This window comes from Rhizomicrobium sp., assembly GCA_037200985.1.
Lineage (GTDB): Bacteria > Pseudomonadota > Alphaproteobacteria > Micropepsales > Micropepsaceae > Rhizomicrobium.
Window position 1 is genome coordinate 917,999 of sequence record JBBCGJ010000001.1, and the last position, 17,711, is coordinate 935,709.

19 protein-coding genes and 1 tRNA gene are annotated in these 17,711 nt (G+C 66.9%); 11 read left to right on the top strand and 9 right to left on the bottom strand.

Going from position 1 to position 17,711, the window contains the following annotated elements:
• Nucleotides 1-63 precede the first annotated feature (63 nt).
• Genes ubiE through WDN01_04205 form a run of 4 tightly spaced genes read left to right on the top strand, consistent with a single transcriptional unit; the run spans nt 64 to nt 2,999 of the window.
• Nucleotides 64-822: a bifunctional demethylmenaquinone methyltransferase/2-methoxy-6-polyprenyl-1,4-benzoquinol methylase UbiE gene (gene ubiE, locus WDN01_04190; GenBank protein MEJ0025210.1), complete on the top strand. Its 759-nt coding sequence runs from the start codon at nt 64-66 to the stop codon at nt 820-822.
• Entirely contained in the window at nt 819-2,384 is a 1,566-nt protein-coding gene (gene ubiB / locus WDN01_04195) for a 2-polyprenylphenol 6-hydroxylase (protein ID MEJ0025211.1), read from the top strand. The genes ubiE and ubiB overlap by 4 nt, the downstream gene beginning before the upstream one ends.
• A gap of 37 nt (nt 2,385-2,421) precedes the next feature.
• Complete coding sequence (locus WDN01_04200; protein MEJ0025212.1) at nt 2,422-2,640, top strand: CopG family transcriptional regulator; 219 nt, start codon at nt 2,422-2,424, stop codon at nt 2,638-2,640.
• Nucleotides 2,634-2,999 (top strand): type II toxin-antitoxin system VapC family toxin, encoded by a 366-nt coding sequence (locus WDN01_04205; protein MEJ0025213.1) that lies wholly within the window; start codon nt 2,634-2,636, stop codon nt 2,997-2,999. Before WDN01_04200 ends, WDN01_04205 begins: the two co-directional genes overlap by 7 nt.
• Here the strand turns inward: WDN01_04205 and WDN01_04210 are convergent, their stop codons facing one another.
• The 5 genes from WDN01_04210 to WDN01_04230 form a co-directional block, all read right to left on the bottom strand.
• Nucleotides 3,000-3,404, bottom strand: coding sequence for a hypothetical protein (locus WDN01_04210; protein ID MEJ0025214.1), 405 nt, complete (start codon nt 3,402-3,404; stop codon nt 3,000-3,002).
• A 139-nt stretch (nt 3,405-3,543) separates the two neighbouring features.
• Nucleotides 3,544-4,950, bottom strand: a complete 1,407-nt coding sequence (locus tag WDN01_04215) for an MATE family efflux transporter (protein ID MEJ0025215.1) — start codon at nt 4,948-4,950, stop codon at nt 3,544-3,546.
• A gap of 449 nt (nt 4,951-5,399) precedes the next feature.
• The gene (locus WDN01_04220; protein ID MEJ0025216.1) at nt 5,400-6,605 is read right to left on the bottom strand and encodes an RtcB family protein; all 1,206 of its coding nucleotides are present in this window, start codon (nt 6,603-6,605) and stop codon (nt 5,400-5,402) included.
• A gap of 424 nt (nt 6,606-7,029) precedes the next feature.
• Nucleotides 7,030-7,108, bottom strand: a tRNA-Asn gene (locus WDN01_04225).
• 1,026 nt (nt 7,109-8,134) lie between these two features.
• Nucleotides 8,135-9,376 carry an MFS transporter gene (locus WDN01_04230; GenBank protein MEJ0025217.1) on the bottom strand — a complete coding sequence of 414 codons (1,242 nt, stop codon included), beginning with the start codon at nt 9,374-9,376 and terminating at the stop codon, nt 8,135-8,137.
• A gap of 262 nt (nt 9,377-9,638) precedes the next feature.
• Between WDN01_04230 and WDN01_04235 the strand changes: the two genes are divergently transcribed.
• From WDN01_04235 to WDN01_04265, 7 genes are all read left to right on the top strand, one after another.
• Nucleotides 9,639-10,175 (top strand): PAS domain-containing protein, encoded by a 537-nt coding sequence (locus tag WDN01_04235; GenBank protein ID MEJ0025218.1) that lies wholly within the window; start codon nt 9,639-9,641, stop codon nt 10,173-10,175.
• A gap of 93 nt (nt 10,176-10,268) precedes the next feature.
• On the top strand, nt 10,269-11,540 hold the full coding sequence (locus WDN01_04240; protein MEJ0025219.1) for an acyl-CoA dehydrogenase family protein: 1,272 nt from the start codon (nt 10,269-10,271) through the stop codon (nt 11,538-11,540).
• A gap of 234 nt (nt 11,541-11,774) precedes the next feature.
• Nucleotides 11,775-12,275, top strand: a complete 501-nt coding sequence (locus WDN01_04245; GenBank protein MEJ0025220.1) for a PAS domain-containing protein — start codon at nt 11,775-11,777, stop codon at nt 12,273-12,275.
• A 27-nt stretch (nt 12,276-12,302) separates the two neighbouring features.
• On the top strand, nt 12,303-13,241 hold the full coding sequence (locus WDN01_04250) for a glycerophosphodiester phosphodiesterase family protein (protein ID MEJ0025221.1): 939 nt from the start codon (nt 12,303-12,305) through the stop codon (nt 13,239-13,241).
• Between the two features lie 31 nt (nt 13,242-13,272).
• Nucleotides 13,273-14,358, top strand: coding sequence for an NADH:flavin oxidoreductase/NADH oxidase (locus tag WDN01_04255; protein MEJ0025222.1), 1,086 nt, complete (start codon nt 13,273-13,275; stop codon nt 14,356-14,358).
• Nucleotides 14,355-14,780, top strand: a complete 426-nt coding sequence (locus WDN01_04260; protein MEJ0025223.1) for a GNAT family N-acetyltransferase — start codon at nt 14,355-14,357, stop codon at nt 14,778-14,780. The genes WDN01_04255 and WDN01_04260 overlap by 4 nt, the downstream gene beginning before the upstream one ends.
• A 12-nt stretch (nt 14,781-14,792) precedes the next feature.
• Nucleotides 14,793-15,500, top strand: a complete 708-nt coding sequence (locus WDN01_04265; GenBank protein ID MEJ0025224.1) for a dienelactone hydrolase family protein — start codon at nt 14,793-14,795, stop codon at nt 15,498-15,500.
• 85 nt (nt 15,501-15,585) lie between these two features.
• On the opposite strand, the gene cysK is transcribed toward WDN01_04265, so the two are convergent.
• The 4 genes from cysK to dut are packed head-to-tail and all read right to left on the bottom strand — an operon-like array spanning nt 15,586 to nt 17,606.
• Nucleotides 15,586-16,548 (bottom strand): cysteine synthase A, encoded by a 963-nt coding sequence (gene cysK, locus WDN01_04270; GenBank protein ID MEJ0025225.1) that lies wholly within the window; start codon nt 16,546-16,548, stop codon nt 15,586-15,588.
• Between the two features lies 1 nt (nt 16,549).
• Nucleotides 16,550-16,696 (bottom strand): hypothetical protein, encoded by a 147-nt coding sequence (locus WDN01_04275; GenBank protein ID MEJ0025226.1) that lies wholly within the window; start codon nt 16,694-16,696, stop codon nt 16,550-16,552.
• A complete protein-coding gene (locus WDN01_04280; protein ID MEJ0025227.1) occupies nt 16,693-17,151 on the bottom strand; it encodes an Rrf2 family transcriptional regulator in 459 nt (152 codons plus the stop codon). Before WDN01_04280 ends, WDN01_04275 begins: the two co-directional genes overlap by 4 nt.
• Entirely contained in the window at nt 17,148-17,606 is a 459-nt protein-coding gene (dut, locus tag WDN01_04285; GenBank protein ID MEJ0025228.1) for a dUTP diphosphatase, read from the bottom strand. The genes WDN01_04280 and dut overlap by 4 nt, the downstream gene beginning before the upstream one ends.
• Between the last annotated feature and the right edge of the window lie 105 nt (nt 17,607-17,711).

The window sequence follows — 17,711 nt, forward strand, 5'->3', positions numbered from 1 at the left end:
ATAGGTCCCGGATCGCTTCGCTGCGCTACGCGTCCGGGATGACAATATTGTATGGTTCGGTCAATGAGCGACAGCAACACCACCGCCAGCTTCGGATTTCGCGACGTGCCGGAGGCCGAAAAGGAACGCCTCGTGCGCGAGGTGTTTTCCTCCGTCGCCTCGAAATACGACCTGATGAACGACCTGATGTCGGCCGGCGTCCACCGGCTGTGGAAGGACGCCTTCGTCGAATGGCTCAATCCGCGCCCCGGCTGGCGCGTGCTCGACGTCGCCGGCGGCACCGGCGACATCGCCTTCCGCATCGCGGACGTCGTGCGCAAGCACGGCGGCGAGGCGGAAATCGTCGTCTGCGACATCAATGCCGACATGGTGGGCGAGGGCGTCCGCCGCGCCGAAGTGAAAGGCGAGCGCGCCATCGAATGGATCACCGGCGATGCGGAAGCTCTGCCGATCCCGAGTGCCAGCATGGACGCCTATACGATCGCCTTCGGCATCCGCAATGTGACGCATATCGACAGGGCGCTGGCCGAGGCGCGCCGCGTGCTCAAGCCGGGCGGACGGTTCCTCTGCCTCGAATTCTCCCGCGTCGACGCGCCGGGACTCGACGCGCTCTACGACGCCTATTCGCTGAACGTGCTGCCCCGGCTGGGCGCGATGGTGGCCGGCGACGCCGAGGCCTATCGCTATCTCGCCGAAAGCATCCGCCGTTTCCCGCCGCAGGCGACGTTCGCGAAGATGATCGAGAAAGCGGGCCTCGCCCAGGTGAAGGTCCGCAACCTCACCGGCGGCATCGCGGCGATGCATTCGGCGTGGAAGATATGAGTGCCTTCGCGGACTATCGCCGCCTCTGGCATGCCGCCCGTGTGCTCGCGCGCAACGACGCGCTGTTTCCGAAGGAATACGAAGCCCTGCTGCCGCCCTCGGCGCGGCTGGCGCGGCGCCTGCTCGGCAGCGGCCGCGCGAAGAACGACACCGCACCGCCCGGCGTGCGCCTGGCGCGCGCGCTGGAAAGTCTCGGCCCCGCCTATATCAAGCTCGGCCAGGTGCTCGCGACGCGGCCCGACATCGTCGGCGAAGACGTCGCGACGGCACTCGAACAGCTCCAGGACCGCCTGCCGCCTTTCCCCACCGCCGAGGCGCGCAAGGTCATCGCCGACGCGCTCGACCGTCCCGTCGACAGTCTCTTCGCCGCGCTGTCGGAGCCCGTCGCCGCAGCATCGATCGCCCAGGTCCATGACGGCCTCACCGCCACCGATCCGCCGGTCCGTGTCGCGGTGAAGGTGCTGCGCCCCAACATCGCCGCCGATTTCGGCCGCGACCTTTCCGCCTTCGCGCTGGCCGCGCGCCTGGCCGAACGCTGGTTGCCGGACGCCCGGCGCCTGCGCCCCCGCGCGGTGGTGGAAACGCTGGCCGTATCGGTGGCGCTCGAACTCGACCTGCGCATGGAAGCCGCCGGCGCCTCGGAGCTGGAGGAGCGCACGCGCGCCGATCCCGATTTCCGCGTGCCGCATATAGATTGGAACCGCACCTCCGACCGCGTGATGACCAGCGAATGGATCGACGGTATCGGGATCCGCGACCGCGACGCGCTGATCGCCGCCGGCCACGATCCCAAGCGCATCGCCATGCTCGTGATTCGCAGCTTTCTCAACCAGGCGCTGCGCGACGGCTTCTTCCATGCCGACATGCATCCGGGAAATCTCTTCGTCGACGCGGAAGGCCGCCTCGTCGCGGTCGATTTCGGCATCATGGGCCGGCTCGACGAGTCCATGCGCCGCTTCATGGCGGAGACGCTGGCCGGGTTCCTCGCCCGCGACTACCGCCGCGTGGCGCAGGTCCATTACGACGTCGCCTTCGTGCCGGCGCATCATCCGGTCGAGACCTTCGCCCAGGCGCTGCGCGCCATCGGCGAGCCGATCTTCGGCCGCCCGGTGAAGGAGGTGTCGATGGCGCGGCTGCTGCAGCAGCTGTTCGACACCACGCGCCGCTTCGAGATGGAGGCGCAGCCGCAGCTGCTCCTGTTGCAGAAGACGATGATGGTGGTCGAGGGCGTGGCGCGTTCGCTCGATCCGGATTTCGACATCTGGGAGGCGAGCCGCCCCGTGGTCGAGACATGGATGATCGAGCGCATGGGTCCGGAGGCGCGGCTGCGCGACGCCGCCGACGGGCTGACGGCGATGGGCCGCGTGGCGCAGAACCTGCCGCAGCTCCTGCGCAATGCCGAGATCGTCTCGGCGATGCTGGCCGATGGCGGCGTGCGGCTGCATCCGGATTCGGTGAAGCTGATCGCCGCTGCGCAGGTGTCGCAGACCCGTCACGTCCGCATCGCGATCTGGATCGCCGCCGGCGCGCTGGGCGTGATCGCGGTGCTGCCGTTTATCTAGGATTGATATATAGAGGTGATATCACTATGATATCGCTATGCGCACGCTGGTCGACATCCCGGAAAAGCAGCTCAAGGAGCTGACGCGTCTTTCGAAGGCGCGCAAAACTTCGCGCGCGGCGATCATTCGCGAGGCGGTGACCGACTATCTCGGCCGGAAGCGTTCCTTCGGCGAAGACGATCCCGCGTTCGGGCTGTGGGGAGACCGCAAGATCGACGGTCTGGAATATCAGCGCAAGATCCGCTCCGAATGGTAGGCGTGCTTGTCGATACGAGCATCCTGATCGACTATCTCAATCGCGTTCCGCCGGCGATCGCGGAGCTTTCGCGGCATCCGGGCGCGGCGATAAGCTCCATCGGGTGGATCGAGGTCATGGTCGGCGCCACGCCCGCCTCGGAGGTCGGCACGCGGGCATTTCTGGATCGCTTCGAGATTGTTCCACTGGACGGCGCCGTGAGCGAGCGTGCCGTTCGGCTGCGCAGGGTCTATCGGCTGAAAGTGCCCGACGCGATCTCGCTGGCGTCGGCGCAGGTCACGGGCCGTCTCTTCGTTACGCGCGATGCAAAGGATTTCGCGAAGATCGATCCGACGATTCGGATTCCCTACAAACTCTGATCAGACGATCCGCACCCGGCCCGCATCGCAGGCCCGCGTGCCCTTCGCGTCGGTGACGTAGACCCGCACCTTCACCGTGTGGTTCGCGAGATCGGGAACGTCCGGCACCTCGACCTGCACCGCATGGCGCGCCACGGTCTGCCGCGTCGCCAGCACCGCCGAATAGCCCGTCGGCGCGTCATTGCCGTCCAGCGACATCACCACGCGCACGTCGGTGCTGCTCGACGCAATGCCGTCGCAGGCGATCGCGAATTGCGTGCCGCGCGTCATGGTCGGAATCCCGTCGCCGCCCATGTCGGCCGGGGCATAGGTCGTGATGCGGGCCGTGATGGTCGCGATGCCGTTGGCGAAGGCCGGCGCGGCCGTGGCCAGAAGGACTGCGAAGGCGATACCCAAGGCGCGCATGGCGTATTTCCCGAACCTCATCGAATCCACCATACTCCGGTCTTATGAACTTACCAATAGTGGTTTGCGGCCCCGGGCCCCGTCCGAGGCGGTAGATAGCGACGTTTCCGCCTGAAACGACCGGCGGAAACGCCGCATCTTACCGGCCGCGCGACAGGTACCAGAACCGCCAGCACAGCAGCACGGCGGCGACCAGAAGCCCGAAGGCCAGCCCGATCCAGATCCCGAACCCCTGCATCCCGAGGCCGAAGCCGAGGAAAATGCAGACCGGAAACCCCGCCAGCCAATAGCTCGCGCCCGCGATCCACATCGGCGCCCGCGCGTCCTTCAGGCCGCGCAGGCTGAGCGCCGCCGCCACCTGTACGCCGTCGAACAGCTGGAACGCCGCCGCCACGTGCAGGAACGTCACCGCGAGCGCCAGCGCCGGCAGGTTCTCCTTTGTCGCCGGCAGGATCAGCGAAGCGATCTCGAACGGCCACAAGGCCAGGATCACCGCGCAGAACGACATGAACAGCGCCGCGACGCCGATCGCCGTCCAGCCGGCGCGGCGCACCGCCTCCGCGTCGTTGGCGCCGGCGGCCAGGCCGACGCGCACCGTCGCCGCCATCGCCACGCCCAAGGGCACCATGAAGGTGACCGAAGGGATGTTGAGCGAGACGATATGCGCCGCCAGCACGTCCTTGCCGAGATGGCCCATGATGAAGTTCGAGGAGAAGAACAGCAGCGCCTCGAACAGCATGGTGAACCCGATCGGCAGGCCCAGCACATAGACCTCCTTGAGCTTTGCCCAGTCCGGCCTCAGCGCGTCGATGAAGATGCGATATCGGTGCAGCTTCGGCGTCACCCGCACCACCGCCAGCATGGCGAGGAAGGTGAAGGCGAACGACGTCGCGCTCGCGATGCCAGATCCCATGAGCCCCAGCCGCGGCGCGCCGAAATGGCCGAAGATCAGCGCATAGTCGAACAGCGCGTTGAACAGCACCGCGAGCGAGACCACGATCAGCGACGCCCGCGGCTTCGACAGCGCCGTCGAATAGTTGCGCAGCACCTGGAAGCCCAGGCTGAAGGGCAGGCCGAAGCTCAGCGGCACGACGAATTTGCTCGCGGCTTCCGCGAGTTCCGGCGTCTGGCCGAGCAGGATCAGGATCGGCCTCGCGCACCACAGGAACACCATCAGCGGCGCCGCCACCATCACCACCGACCAGAAGCCCATCCGCGCCACCACGCGCACGTCGCGCGTATTGGTCGGATCGGCGCCCAGGATATGCGCGATCATCGGCGACACCGCCGCGGTGGGCCCGCTTCCCAGGATCCAGCAGAAATAGAACAGCGTGTTGCCCAGGACCGCGCCGGCCAGCGCCGTGGTCGAGAACCGCGCCAGCATGGTGGTGTCGGTCACCCCGATCGCCATCTGCGCGAGCTGGGTGAGGATGAGCGGACCGGAGAGCTTCAGGAGCTCGCGGCCTTCGGCGATCCAGGCGTCGAGGCCGTGCCCCGTTACCGGAAGGCCGGCATGTTCGAGATCGAGTTCGGCGATATCGGTCATGGTACGGACTTGTCTTTTTTAGACCCGAACCCGACACGAAGGTGGCAGCAAGCCAACAAAAAACCCTCCGGAGCCGGGCTCGGAGGGTGGACGTCTGCGCCAGGGCGATCCCCTAGCGCGCGGTTGCCTCGCGAGCGACGAAAGCGGTCTTCCCGCCATTGCGGCGGAAGGGCGCTGTCGTGATGACCTTGAGTACGGAACTGTGCATCAGTCTCGCTCGGTTGCCTCCGCGGGCCCCATGCCCGCGAATGCGTTGGGGTTACGCCCCGAATCTTTCGAAGTCAACACACCGAATTGCGACGCCGCGCATTGCTGCAATGCGTGGCCATGAAGTCACGTTCGCGGGTGCGAAAACAAAAAAAGCGCCGGCAGCTTTCGCCGCCGGCGCCATGGAGCGCAACAGGCAACCGACTTCGGTTGTGGTAAGTTGCGCGACCAACGAAGAGTCTTCAGCCCTTCACGCACACGACCTGGCGCAGCGTGTGGACGATCTCGACGAGATCGGCCTGCGCCGCCATCACCGCGTCGATGTCCTTGTAGGCCATCGGCGTCTCGTCGATGACGCCGGCGTCCTTGCGGCATTCGATGCCCTGGGTCGCCTTGACGTGGTCCTCGACCGTGAACCGCGCCTTTGCCGCCGTGCGCGACAGGGCGCGGCCCGCGCCGTGCGAACAGCTCTCGAACGATTCCGGGTTGCCCAGTCCGCGCACGACGAACGACTTGGCGCCCATCGAACCCGGGATGATGCCCAGATCGCCCTTGCCGGCCTTCACCGCACCCTTGCGGGTCACCCACACTTGCGCGCCGAAATGCGTTTCGCGCGACACGTAGTTGTGGTGGCAGTTGACGGCCAGCTTGTCGGTCGTAAAGCCGCGCAGCGAATTGCGGAGCACGCGCAACACGCGCTCCATCATCGCCTTGCGGTTTTCCATCGCGAAGTCCTGCGCCCAGAGCATCGCCTCGACATAGTCGTCGAACGCGGCTTCGCCCTCGGCCAGCCAGGCGAGGTCCCTGTCCGGCAGATGAACCGCGCGTTGGGTCAGGAGCTCGCGCGCCTTCTCGATATAGGTGCGGCCGATCGCATTGCCGATGCCGCGCGAGCCGGAATGCAGCATCACCCAGACCTCGTCCTGCTCGTCCAGGCAGAGTTCGATGAAGTGGTTGCCGCTGCCGAGCGAGCCCAGATGGATGAGCGCGTTCTCCTTGGCGAGGTGCGGGGTCTTCGCGCAGATCGCCCTGAAGCCGTCGTCCAGCTTGGCCCAGCGCGCCGAGATGGCATTGGGAATCCCTCCCAGCTTTCCCTTCCACCCCGAGCCCGCGCCCTGTCCGCCGACCGGCACCGCGCGCTCGATGTCGGAGCGGATCTCCGCCAGCGAGTCCGGCAGGTCGCTCGCCGCAAGCGAGGTGTGGACCGCCATCATGCCGCAGCCGATGTCGACACCGACCGCCGCGGGCACAATGGCGCCCTTGGTCGGGATGACCGAACCGACCGTCGCGCCGCGCCCGAAGTGAACGTCCGGCATCACCGCGATGTGATCGTGAATGAACGGCAGCGCCGCCGCATTGACGAGCTGATTGCGCGCGGCGTCCTCGAGGGGTACGCCCTCGATCCACGCCTTGATGGGCGCGCCGCCCTCGTGAATGATTTTGTACATGTGAATACGCCCGGACGCGTTGTTGGCGCGCCCGGGCCCCTTGTTGTGATGATAATGATTAGGACGCCGGCTCTTCGGCGGCCGCGATCCAGTCCAGGATCGCTTCCGAAAAGCCGTTGACCCTCGTCCACGCATCGCTGCCGACGCCGTTCTGGTAGGACGCGACGTTGATCAGGTAGTTATGCGTGCCGAACGGTGCTGAGTGAGCGTAGCGAACGAAGCGGAGGGGGCCTGCCCAGCCCTCTCCACCGCTTCGCGGTCCCCCCGCAACAGCGGGGGAGAAAATTATGGCCCCGACAGCGCAGCAGCATGACGCGGCGCGGTCAAGGCGGAAGCGATCACGCGATCCGGGAACGGTCGATGCTGAGACGCTTCCGGGCTTTCGCCCTTCGGCTAGCGCTCTATCCGCTGAGCTACGGGCGCATGGAACGCCCGGCGGGATTCGAACCCGCGACCTCTCGTTTAACAGACGAAGTAACAGCAATCTTCACCACGGATCGCGTGTGATAAGGCGCCGGGGAAGGGGAACGGTCGATGCTGTCGCTGCCCGAAGGCCGAGCTGAGCTACGGCCTCGCGGCCGGCAGGCATTGAACCCTGCGCCTCCGCGCTTTCGCGCGGCGCTCTATCCGAAGTAACAGACATCTTCACCACCGCCTTCGCCCTTGCGGGCGAACGGATGAGACACCGGGGAACGGTCGAGTCCCGTATTGCCTCTTGCGAGGCGATGACGCTCTGCCGCTGAGCTACGCCGGCGCTTGCGCGCCGCCGGGCGGGTCTCGAACCCGCCGGCCTTCACCGTGGCGATGCAACAGGACTCTTCACCACCGGCAGTTTGAAAAAGTACGCTGGGGAACGGGCGATCTCGGCGTTCGACAATCGAAACGCAGGTTCGGCCTTGCGGCTTCCCCGAGACCCGCGACGCACCCGTCTCTCCAGACGGATTCCACGGTACGATCGATTGAAGGCGGTTTCCCGCAGGTGGAGAGAAGTATCCGAAATCTTCACCACCAGCGTTCGCGGAGCCCGCTTCCCGCGGGCAAATCGAAAAACAAATTCAGTCGCGGCGCTCTGGACAATGTCGCGCCGCCATAGCGAACCCTCTTTGGTTCGCCCTGCCATCGGTGGACCGCGATCGCTCGCGCCGTTCCCTCCGGCAGGCCCCGCGCTTGCGACGCGCGCGCGTCTTCGCGCGAGCGCCCGGGATCCGGGTCTCCCGTGCCGGCTCGGGGCCGGCGTTTTTGTTTTCGAACGAGACGCCGCAAAGGAAACAAAAAACCCTCCGGAGCGCGGCTCGGGAGGGTCTGCGGTAAGGCAGATGTCGGCCCGCTTTAAGCGAGGCCGCTCCCATGAGCCGGGCGTGCGCCGTCAAACGGCCGATAGCCGCTTGGCAGTTTCGCGATGCCATTCCATTCGCGCTGCATGACTTGCTCATGTTCGATTCACGGACACGATTGCCCGCGACGACGCGGCTTCTAGGCGCGTGAAAAAACCAAGTCAAGCGACCCGTGAAAAAGAATTCGCGGCGCGATTACTTTGCAACGGCGGGCGCCGTCTCGCGCAGGCCGAAGGCGAGCAGGCCGCCGGCCAGGCACAGCCCGATCATGATCCACAGCGGCGCTGCAAGGCCCCATCCGTCGGCGGCATAGCCGGCCAGGGCCGGGGCGAGGACGCCGCCGACGATTTCGCCCACGCTCATCACCATCGCGATGGCGGTCGCCATGTGATGCGGCCCGACGGATTCGCTCGGCACCGTGCCCATGAACAGCGGGAAGAGTCCCGTCAGCACCCAGCCGACCGCGAACAGCGCCGCCAGGATCCAGACCGGGCCGTCGAAGAAGATCGCGCCCAGGGGCAGGATCACCCCCATGAAGGAGGCGACGATCATCACCGGCTTGCGCCCGAAGCGGTCGGAGATGCCGCTCACCGCGAAGCTGCCGATGGCCGCGGAGACGCCGAGGATCGCCATCAGCCAGCCCATCGCCTCCGGCGAGAAGCCGCGTACCGCGGTCAGGAACAGCGGCATGAACGCCCAGCACACCACCAGATAGGACACCAGCAGGATCGAGATCAGCCCGCAGATCACGATGTTGCGCTGGGCGAGGACGAAGCGGAAACGCTCGGCGAAGGTTTCGTCGGACGCGCCTTCATGGGCCTGCGCCTCGGGCTCGCGCACGAACAGCCACAGCAGCAGCGCCGACACCAGGCCGGGCAGGGCGGTGATGTAGAACGCGGTGTGCCAGCCATAGGCGGTCGCGAACATCACCAGCAGCACCGGCGCGAAGATCGAGCCGAACAGGTTCGAGCCGAGATTCTGCATGATGCCCATGGCGAGGCCGCGCCGCTCCGGCGCCACCGCCAGCGCCGTCATCGATTGCGAGATCGGCGCCACGCCGCCATCGGCCACGCCCATCAAAAGCCGCGCGCCCATCAGCGTCAGGAACGATGCCGCCAGCCCGCTCAGGACCGAGCAGATCGAGAACGCGATCGTGGCGGCGATCAAGAGCGGCTTGCGCCGCCCGCTGCGGTCGGAGGCGGCGCCGATGACGATGGTGGCGATCGCCCAGCTGAAGGACAGCGCCGAGGCGGTCAGGCCGACCTCCGTGTTGCTGAGCCCGAGATCGGGCTTCACGAACGGCATCAGGAAATTCAGCGCGTTGCGGTCGAAGAACAGGATGCCGAAATTCAGGCTGAGCAGGCCGACCAGCAGCACCTGGTACCCCGGGCTTGCCGCCCGCGCCGCCGGCTGGATCGTGTCGTCGAGTACCGCCATGAAAGCCCGCTCTCCGTTTTGCGCAGGGCCAAAGTGTGGCGGACGCCGACGGCGTCGACAAGCCGACGCGTTCGCTCACCGCGTCTTGTTCTTCGCGCGAACTGATCGCGTTCCGCTCGCGAACAAGCGGTGCCAACACGCTCGGCAGGATGCGAAACGCTTTCGCATCCGCACACGCGGAAAATCGTTGCGGCCGAAGCCGTCACGACTCTGTTATGCTCGCGCGACCGAGCGGTCGTCGATTGTTTGGAGTGGTCCCGCGGTGACGCCAGAAGACCGGCACAGATATTATTCCGAGCCCGTGCCCGCGGACATCTTGCCGGCCGCGAGCGTCGAAGACGCCAATCTGCGCTTCACGCTCGACTATTGGGGCAGGCTGAAAGGCGAGCGGCGCATGCCGGCGCGCGCGGACGTCCTGCCCCGGGACATCAAGCACTGCTTGCGCTACATCCACATCTACGACGTGATCGACGGCGGCGCGGATTTCCGCGCCCGCCTCGTCGGCACCAGCGTGTTCCCCGGCCTCGACGACGACCAGACCGGCAAGCTCGTCTCGCAGCATCCCGATCCCGGCATCCGCCTGCGCTTCGCGGCCCTGCTGCGCCATGTGGCGGCCACGGGCGAGCCGGCGCGCAGCATCTCGCGGCGCATCACCGGCAGCCTGCTGCACGATCTGTACACGGAAGGTCTGTGGCTGCCGCTGGGCGAGGGCGACCGGGTGCGGCACGTCCTGGCGCAGTCCTGCCTGCGCCAGGTCGCGCCGGGCGCCGCGCCGACCGCCGCCAAATCGCCGTCCTGAGGGCGCCGACTTCCGCTGCGTCACCGCCCGCTCGACCGCGCGCGCGCCGCCGCGCTACGCTTCGCGCAACCACTATCCCGGAAGGATGCCGCCATGGACTTCGCCATTCCCGACCACATCAAGACGCTGCTCGCCGACATCGACGCCTTCATCGAGCGCGAGATCGTTCCGCTGCAAAAGCAGGACGACAACGACCGTTTCTTCGATCACCGCCGCGAATGGGCGCGCACCGATTTCGAGCATGGCGGGCTGCCGCGCAAGGAATGGGAGCTGCTCTTGCGCGAGATGCGCAAGCGCGCCGATGCCGCGGGTTTCCTGCGCCTGGCGCTGCCCGAGGAATTCGGCGGCAAGAATATCGGCAACCTCGCCATGGCGATCATCCGCGAGCATCTCGCCGCCAAGGGCCTCGGCCTGCACAACGACCTGCAGAACGAAAGCTCCGTCGTCGGCAATTTCCCGCAGGTTCTCATGTACCGCGACTTCGGCACGGAGGAGCAGAAGAAGACCCTGCTGCCCGGCATGCTGAACGGCACGATCCGCATCGCCTTCGGCCTCACCGAGCCCAAGCACGGCTCCGACGCGACCTGGATGGAGACCCGCGCGGTCAAGGACGGAAACGGCTGGCGCATCAACGGCGAGAAGATGTGGAACACCGGCGTCCATGTCGCGACCCACGACATGGTGTTCTGCCGCACCTCGGGGCCGGACGGCGACGCGCGCGGCCTCACCTGCCTGATCGTGCCGATGGATGCCGAGGGGGTGAAGATCGAGGAATATATGTGGACCTTCAACATGCCGACGGACCACGCCCGCGTCAGCTTCACCAATGTCTGGGTGCCCGACAGCGCGGTGTTCGGACCGGTCGACAACGGCCTCGTCCTGGCGCGCCATTTCGTGCACGAGAACCGCATCCGCCAGGCCGCCTCCGGCGTTGGCGCGGCGCAGTATTGCATCGACGAGAGCATCGACTACGCCAATACGCGCAAGCCCTTCGGCAAGCCGCTCAGCCGCAACCAGGCGATCCAATGGCCGCTGGTCGAGCTCAACACCGAGGCGGAGATGATCCGCTGGCTGATCTACCGCACCGCCTGGGAGATGGACCGCATGACCGGACCGGAGATCCAGCTCTATCTCTCCGACAAGGTCTCGATGTGCAACTACCGCGGCAACCGTCTCGTCTGCGAGGCCGCCGACTGGGCAATGCAGGTCCATGGCGGCTGGGGCTATTCGCGCCACAAGCAGTTCGAGCACATCTACCGCCACCACCGCCGCTACCGCATCACCGAGGGCAGCGAGGAGATCCAGATCCGCAACGTCGCCGGCCACATGTTCGGCTTCATCGGCAAGAACCGCAAAGCGGATTGAACGCGCCGCGCGGACGGCATCGGGATATCTACCTAGGCCGTCCGCGCGATCCGCATTGCGCCAGCAAGCGCGCGGGTTTCCGCGCGCGGCGCCGCGCCGGACGGGGCGCGATGGATTCAATTTGACGGCTTGGATTAACCGCCGCCGCCGCGCCATGCGCTATCCTCCGTGGCGCGCCGAAACGCGCCGAGCCCATCGCGCTCGCCCGTATTTTCCACGAAAAGGCAGCCGGACATGCGTTCAGCCTTGCAGCACGCACCGATCGAGGAGAGCGGGCTGGTCAATCACTTCGTGCCGGTTCTTGAGCCGCGCCATCCCGGTGCCCGGCGGCTGCTCGACTATTGGCAGGCCGTGATGGCGCGGGGCGACGGCTTCGTCGCCGGCCGCGACGTTCCGGCCCGGGCCATCGCCGCGCTCCTGCGCAACATCATGCTCAACCAGCCGCTGGTGGACGGCACGGACATCAGAGTGCGGCTGGCCGGATCCTCGGTGCGCCGCCGGTTCGCCACCGTCGACCGGAATACGCTCCTGTCGGCGCTCTTTCCGCCGGAGGATTTTCGCCATCATCTGGCGGCGGCCCTCCAGGTCGTCGCCACGGGACGGCCGCTGGTCGTCGATTCCAGCCTGAAACGCGGCGCGGTGGAGGAACTTCACATGGAGCTCATCATCCTGCCGATCCTGGACAGCGACCGCGCGACGCCGCTGCTTCTCGTCGGCGTCTTCTATTTCGGGTAAAAGCGCGTCTCCCCGAGAGGCAGCGACATGCCCACCCTGAACTTCGCCCATCGCGGCGGTGCCGGACTATATCCAGAGAACACGCTGGCCGCGTTCCGTGACGCGGTGGCGCGCGGCTGCGACGGCAGCGAGCTCGACGTCCAGCTGTCCAAGGACGGCGAGGTCGTCGTGTTCCACGATTTCCGCCTGAAGCCCGAGATCTGCCGCCTCGGCGGCAAATGGCTGACCAGGCCGACGCCGCGCATCAAGGACCTTACGCTGGACGAACTCACCGCCTTCGACATCGGCCGCCTCGATCCCGCCAGCCCCTATGGCCGGTCGCATCCCCACACCATGCCGATCGACGGCGAAACGATCCCGACGCTGGCGCAGGTGCTCGAGATCACGTCCGCCGCGAGGAAGCCGTTCAAGCTCCAGGTCGAGCTCAAGACCTCCTTCGCCGACCGCGACGTCTCCGCCGATCCTATCGCGCTCGCGGAAGCCACGGTCGCCGTCCTGAAGAAGGCGGATTATCTCGACCGCACCATCTTCGTCGGCTTCGACTGGTCCGGCCTGATCCATGCGAAGAAGATCGCGCCCGGCGTCGAATGCTGGTTCACCACCATGGAACTCGACACCTTCCTCGGCCCGGCCAGGGAAGGCGACAAGCCGGTCAATATCCTGCTGCGTCATTGGGCTGAGACCGGAACATCGCCCTGGGCGGCGGGGTTCGACGCGGTGAATTACGGCGGCTCGATCCAGCGCGCGATCAAGGCGGCGGGCGGCGATGGCTGGTTTCCCGCGTATATCGATGCGACGCCTGAGGCGGTCGCGCATGCCAGATCGCTCGGCCTCAAAGTCGGCGCCTGGACGGTCGACGATCCCGCCGACATGAAGCGTCTGATCGCGCTCGGCCTCGACGGCATCTGCACCGACCGGCCCGATCTCCTGGCCAAGGCCTTGAAAGCCGCGGCACCGACCCCATAAGGAATCCAGGTACCAACCTCGCGGAGTACGCATGGCCAATCTCTTCGATCCCTTTACGCTGAAAGACGTCACGCTCAAGAACCGCATCGTCGTCGCGCCGATGTGCCAGTACTCCGCCGACGACGGACGCATCACCGATTGGCATCTCGTGCATCTGGGCAGCCACGCCGTCGGCGGGGCAGGGCTGATCATCGCCGAAGCGACCGCGGTGTCGCCCGAAGGGCGCATCACGCCGGGCGACACCGGCATATGGTCCGACGATCGCGGCAGCCAATGGGAGCGCGTCGTGCGGTTTCTCAAAGCGCAAGGCGCCGTGCCCGGCATCCAGATCGCCCATGCCGGCCGCAAGGCCTCCGCCAACCGGCCCTGGGAAGGCGACGACCATATGAAGCCGGATGATCCCCGCGCCTGGGAGCCCATCGGCCCCTCCGCCGAGGCCTTCGGCGGCAACCTGCCGCGCGTGCCCCATGCGATGACGAAGGACGAGATCGTCCGTGTCCGGAACGATTTCGCCGCCGCCGCACGGCGCGCCGCCGCCGCCGGCTTCGAATGGCTGGAGCTGCATTTCGCCCACGGCTATCTGGCGCAGAGCTTCTTCTCGCCCATCGCCAACAAGCGTACCGACGACTATGGCGGCAGCTTCGAGAACCGCAGCCGCTTCCTCCTGGAGACCTTCGCCGCGGTGCGCGAGGTATGGCCGGCGAACCTGCCGCTGACCGCGAAGCTCGGCATCTCCGACTTCGTGCCGCAGAGCCAGACGGTGGAGGAATCGATCGAACTGGTTCGCCGCATGAAGGCGCTGGGGCTGGATCTGGTGGACGTCTCCATCGGCTTCAACACGCCGGACATGTCGGGCGTGCCCTGGGGTCCGGCCTTCATGGTGCCCTTCGCCGAGCGCTTCAAGAAAGAGGCCGGCATTCCGGTCGGCGTCGGCTGGTTCATCAATGAGCCGAAGCAGGCCGACGGCATCGTCCGCGACGGTAAGGCCGATCTCATCATGCTGGCGCATGCCATGCTCGACGATCCGCAATGGGCCTATCACGCGGCGAAGGCGCTCGAGATCAAGGACTACAAATGGACGCTGCCGGCGCCCTACGCCCATTGGATACAGGCGTGAGCATAGAGGTCCGCATGCTGGAGACGGGCGAGGAAGCGATCCTCGCCCATGTCGCGCCGGCCGTGTTCGACAACGACATCGAGCCCGAGCTGGCGCGCGAATTCCTCGCCGATCCGCATCACCACATCGCGGTGGCGATCGACCAGGGCGTGGTCGTCGCCTTCGCCTCGGGCGTCGACTACATCCATCCGGACAAGGCGCGCGAATTGTTCGTCAACGAGGTCGGCACCGCGCCGACCCATCGCGGCCGCGGCCTGGGCCGGGCGGTGCTCGGCGCGCTGCTGGACCGCGCCCGCGCCGTCGGCTGCAAGATCGCGTGGGTGCTGACCGATACCGACAACGCGGCGGCGCGCGGTCTCTACGCCGCGTTGAACGGCAAGGAACTGACGCTGGACACGGTCCATATCGAATTCGATCTATAACGGGGGGAACGCATGATCGAGAAGGACATCGCCTATTCCTGCGGCGACAAGAAGCTCACCGGCTATCTCGCCGACGGCGCGAACGGCAAACCGGCGCCGGGCATCCTGGTCTGCCACCAGGGCGGCGGCCTGCGCGATCACGAGAAAGAACGCGCCCGCATGCTGGCCGAGCTCGGCTATATTGCCTTCGCGGCCGATCTCTACGGCGAGGTCGCGACCGAGCGCGACGACGCGATGCGCCTTCTGGGCGGCCTTGTCGGCGACCGGCCGCTCTGGGCCGCGCGCATGCTGGCCGGCGTCGCGCAATTGAAGGCGCAGCCCAATGTCGACGCGTCGCGCCTCGCCGCCATCGGCTTCTGCTTCGGCGGCATGACGGTGCTGGAGCTGGTGCGCGTCACGACCGAGGTGAAATGCGTCGTCGCCTTCCATCCCGGCCTGACCGGCTTGCCGGAAAGCGACCCGCGCCCGGTCGCCGGCAAGGTAATGGTCTGCGCCGGCCAGCTTGACCCGCTCATTCCGGACGCGGCGCGCACGCAATTCCTGAAGCTGATGCGCGACGCCGATGCCGACCTGCAATACATCAACTATTCCGCCGCCGGCCACAGCTTCACCGACAAGTCGGTGGACGCCTTCGGCATCCCGAACTTCAAGTATCACGCGCCGACCGACCGCCGCTCCTGGGCCGCGATGCGCGATCTGTTCGGCGAGACGCTGACCTGACTCAGCTCCCCCTTGCGGGGCGGTCCAAAAATCGCGCAGCGATTTTGGGGTGGGGGCGGTGCCGGGCGTCAGCACCACCCTGCGCCTACAGCCCCTCGAACAGCGCCGTCGACAGATAGCGTTCCGCGAAGGAGGGGATGATCACCACGATCGCCTTGCCCGCCATGTCCGCCCGCGCGCCGACCTCCAGCGCCGCGGCGATGGCCGCCCCGGACGAGATGCCGACCGGAATGCCTTCCAGCCGCGCCGCCTTGCGCGCGGTCTCGAACGCCGTCTCGTTGGAGATCGTGACGACCTCGTCGATCACCTTGCGGTCCAGAATCGCCGGCACGAAGCCCGCGCCGATGCCCTGGATCGGATGCGCCCCCGGCGGCCCGCCCGACAGCACCGGCGAATCCTCCGGCTCGACCGCGATCATCTTCACGCCCGGCTTTTTCTCCTTCAGCACATGGCCGACGCCGGTGATGGTGCCGCCGGTGCCGACGCCGCTGACCACCATGTCGACCTTGCCCTCCGTGTCGTTCCAGATCTCCAGCGCCGTCGTCTTGGCATGGATCTCCGGATTGGCGGGGTTCTCGAATTGCTGCGGGATCACCGCGCCCGGCGTCGCCGCCACGATCTCGTGCGCCTTGGCGATGGCGGCGCGCATGCCGCCCTTGGCCGCCTCGGTCAGCACGATCTCGGCGCCGAGCAGGCTCAGCATCTTGCGCCGCTCCAGCGACATCGAATCCGGCATGACGAGGATGAGCTTGTAGCCCTTCGCCGCCGCGACGAAGGCGAGCGCGATGCCGGTATTGCCGCTGGTCGGCTCGACCAGGGTGGACTTGCCCGGCGCGATGATGCCCTGTTTCTCCAGCGCCTCGATCATGCCGACGCCGATGCGGTCCTTGACGCTCGACAGCGGATTGAAGAATTCGAGCTTGAGCAGGATGTCCGCGTGGACGCCCGCCTCCTTCGGCAGGCGGCGCAGCCGCACCAGCGGCGTATCGCCGATGGTCTCGGTGATCGACTCGTAGATACGCCCGCGCCCGGGTTTGCCTTGTTGCATATCAGTCTCCTGCGGGCGTTGTTGCGGCCCAACCATCAAATTCGTCATTGCCCGGCTTGTCCGGGCAACCCAATTTTCTCTCCGCAAAAAGGAAATTGGGTCGCCCGCATTCGCGGGCGATGACGATGAAAGGAAAAGAAGCGCTCATATTGTGAAATCCGCGGCGGTGCCGCCGCCGCAATCGACGCCGGCGGTCCGCGCCCGCTGGCAAAGGTCCTCGATCGAGATCGCGTCCAGCCGCGCCATCACCTCGTCCTGCAAAGTCTGGATCAGCGGCGCCACGATCCGCACGCCGAGCTCGGAGCGTGGATCGATCGGCTCGGCGTCCTCGTCCTCCAGGCTCTCGGCCACCCGCACCACGTCGCCCACCGAGATGCGCCGCCGCTCCTTGGCGAGGCGATAGCCGCCGCGCGGGCCGCGTACGCCCTTGAGCACGCCGGCGCGGACGAGCTGCTGCATCACCTGTTCGAGATAGCGCTGCGGCACGCCCTGGCGCGCGGTGATCTCCTTGGCCTGCACCGGCTCGGGCCGCGCATTGAAGGCGATGTCGATCACCGCTTCGAGCGCCAACAGGGTCTTTCGCGAAAGTTTCAGCATCGTCATGTCGGTTTCACGGAATGGAGTCCGGTGGAGCCGTGCCCGCCCGCGCCGCGCGCGGTGTCGGACAGTGCGGCGGTCTCGACGAGTTCGACATGCTCGTGGCGCGCGATCACCATCTGCGCGATGCGCATGCCGCGCGAAATCCTGAACGGCGCCTCGCCGAGATTGATCAGCACGACCTTGAGCTCGCCGCGATAGTCCGAATCGACGGTCCCCGGCGCGTTGAGCACCGTGATGCCGTGATTGGCGGCGAGGCCGGAGCGCGGCCGGACCTGCGCCTCGAAGCCGGGCGGCAATTCGATGGCGATGCCGGCGGGCACGAGCAGCCGCTTGCCGGGCGCCAGTTCGTAGTCTTCCGGAAGCGCCGCGAGCAGATCCATCCCGGCCGCGCCTTCGGTGGCGTAGGCGGGCAGCGGCAGGTCGCGGGCATGCGGCAGGCGGAGTACGGGGAGCTTCATGTCGACCACTTTTTTCCTCCCCCGCTGTTGCGGGGGAGGTGGCACGCCGAAGCGCAGCGTAGGCGTGACGGAGGGGGCCCCCTCCGCCTCGCTGCGCTCGGCACC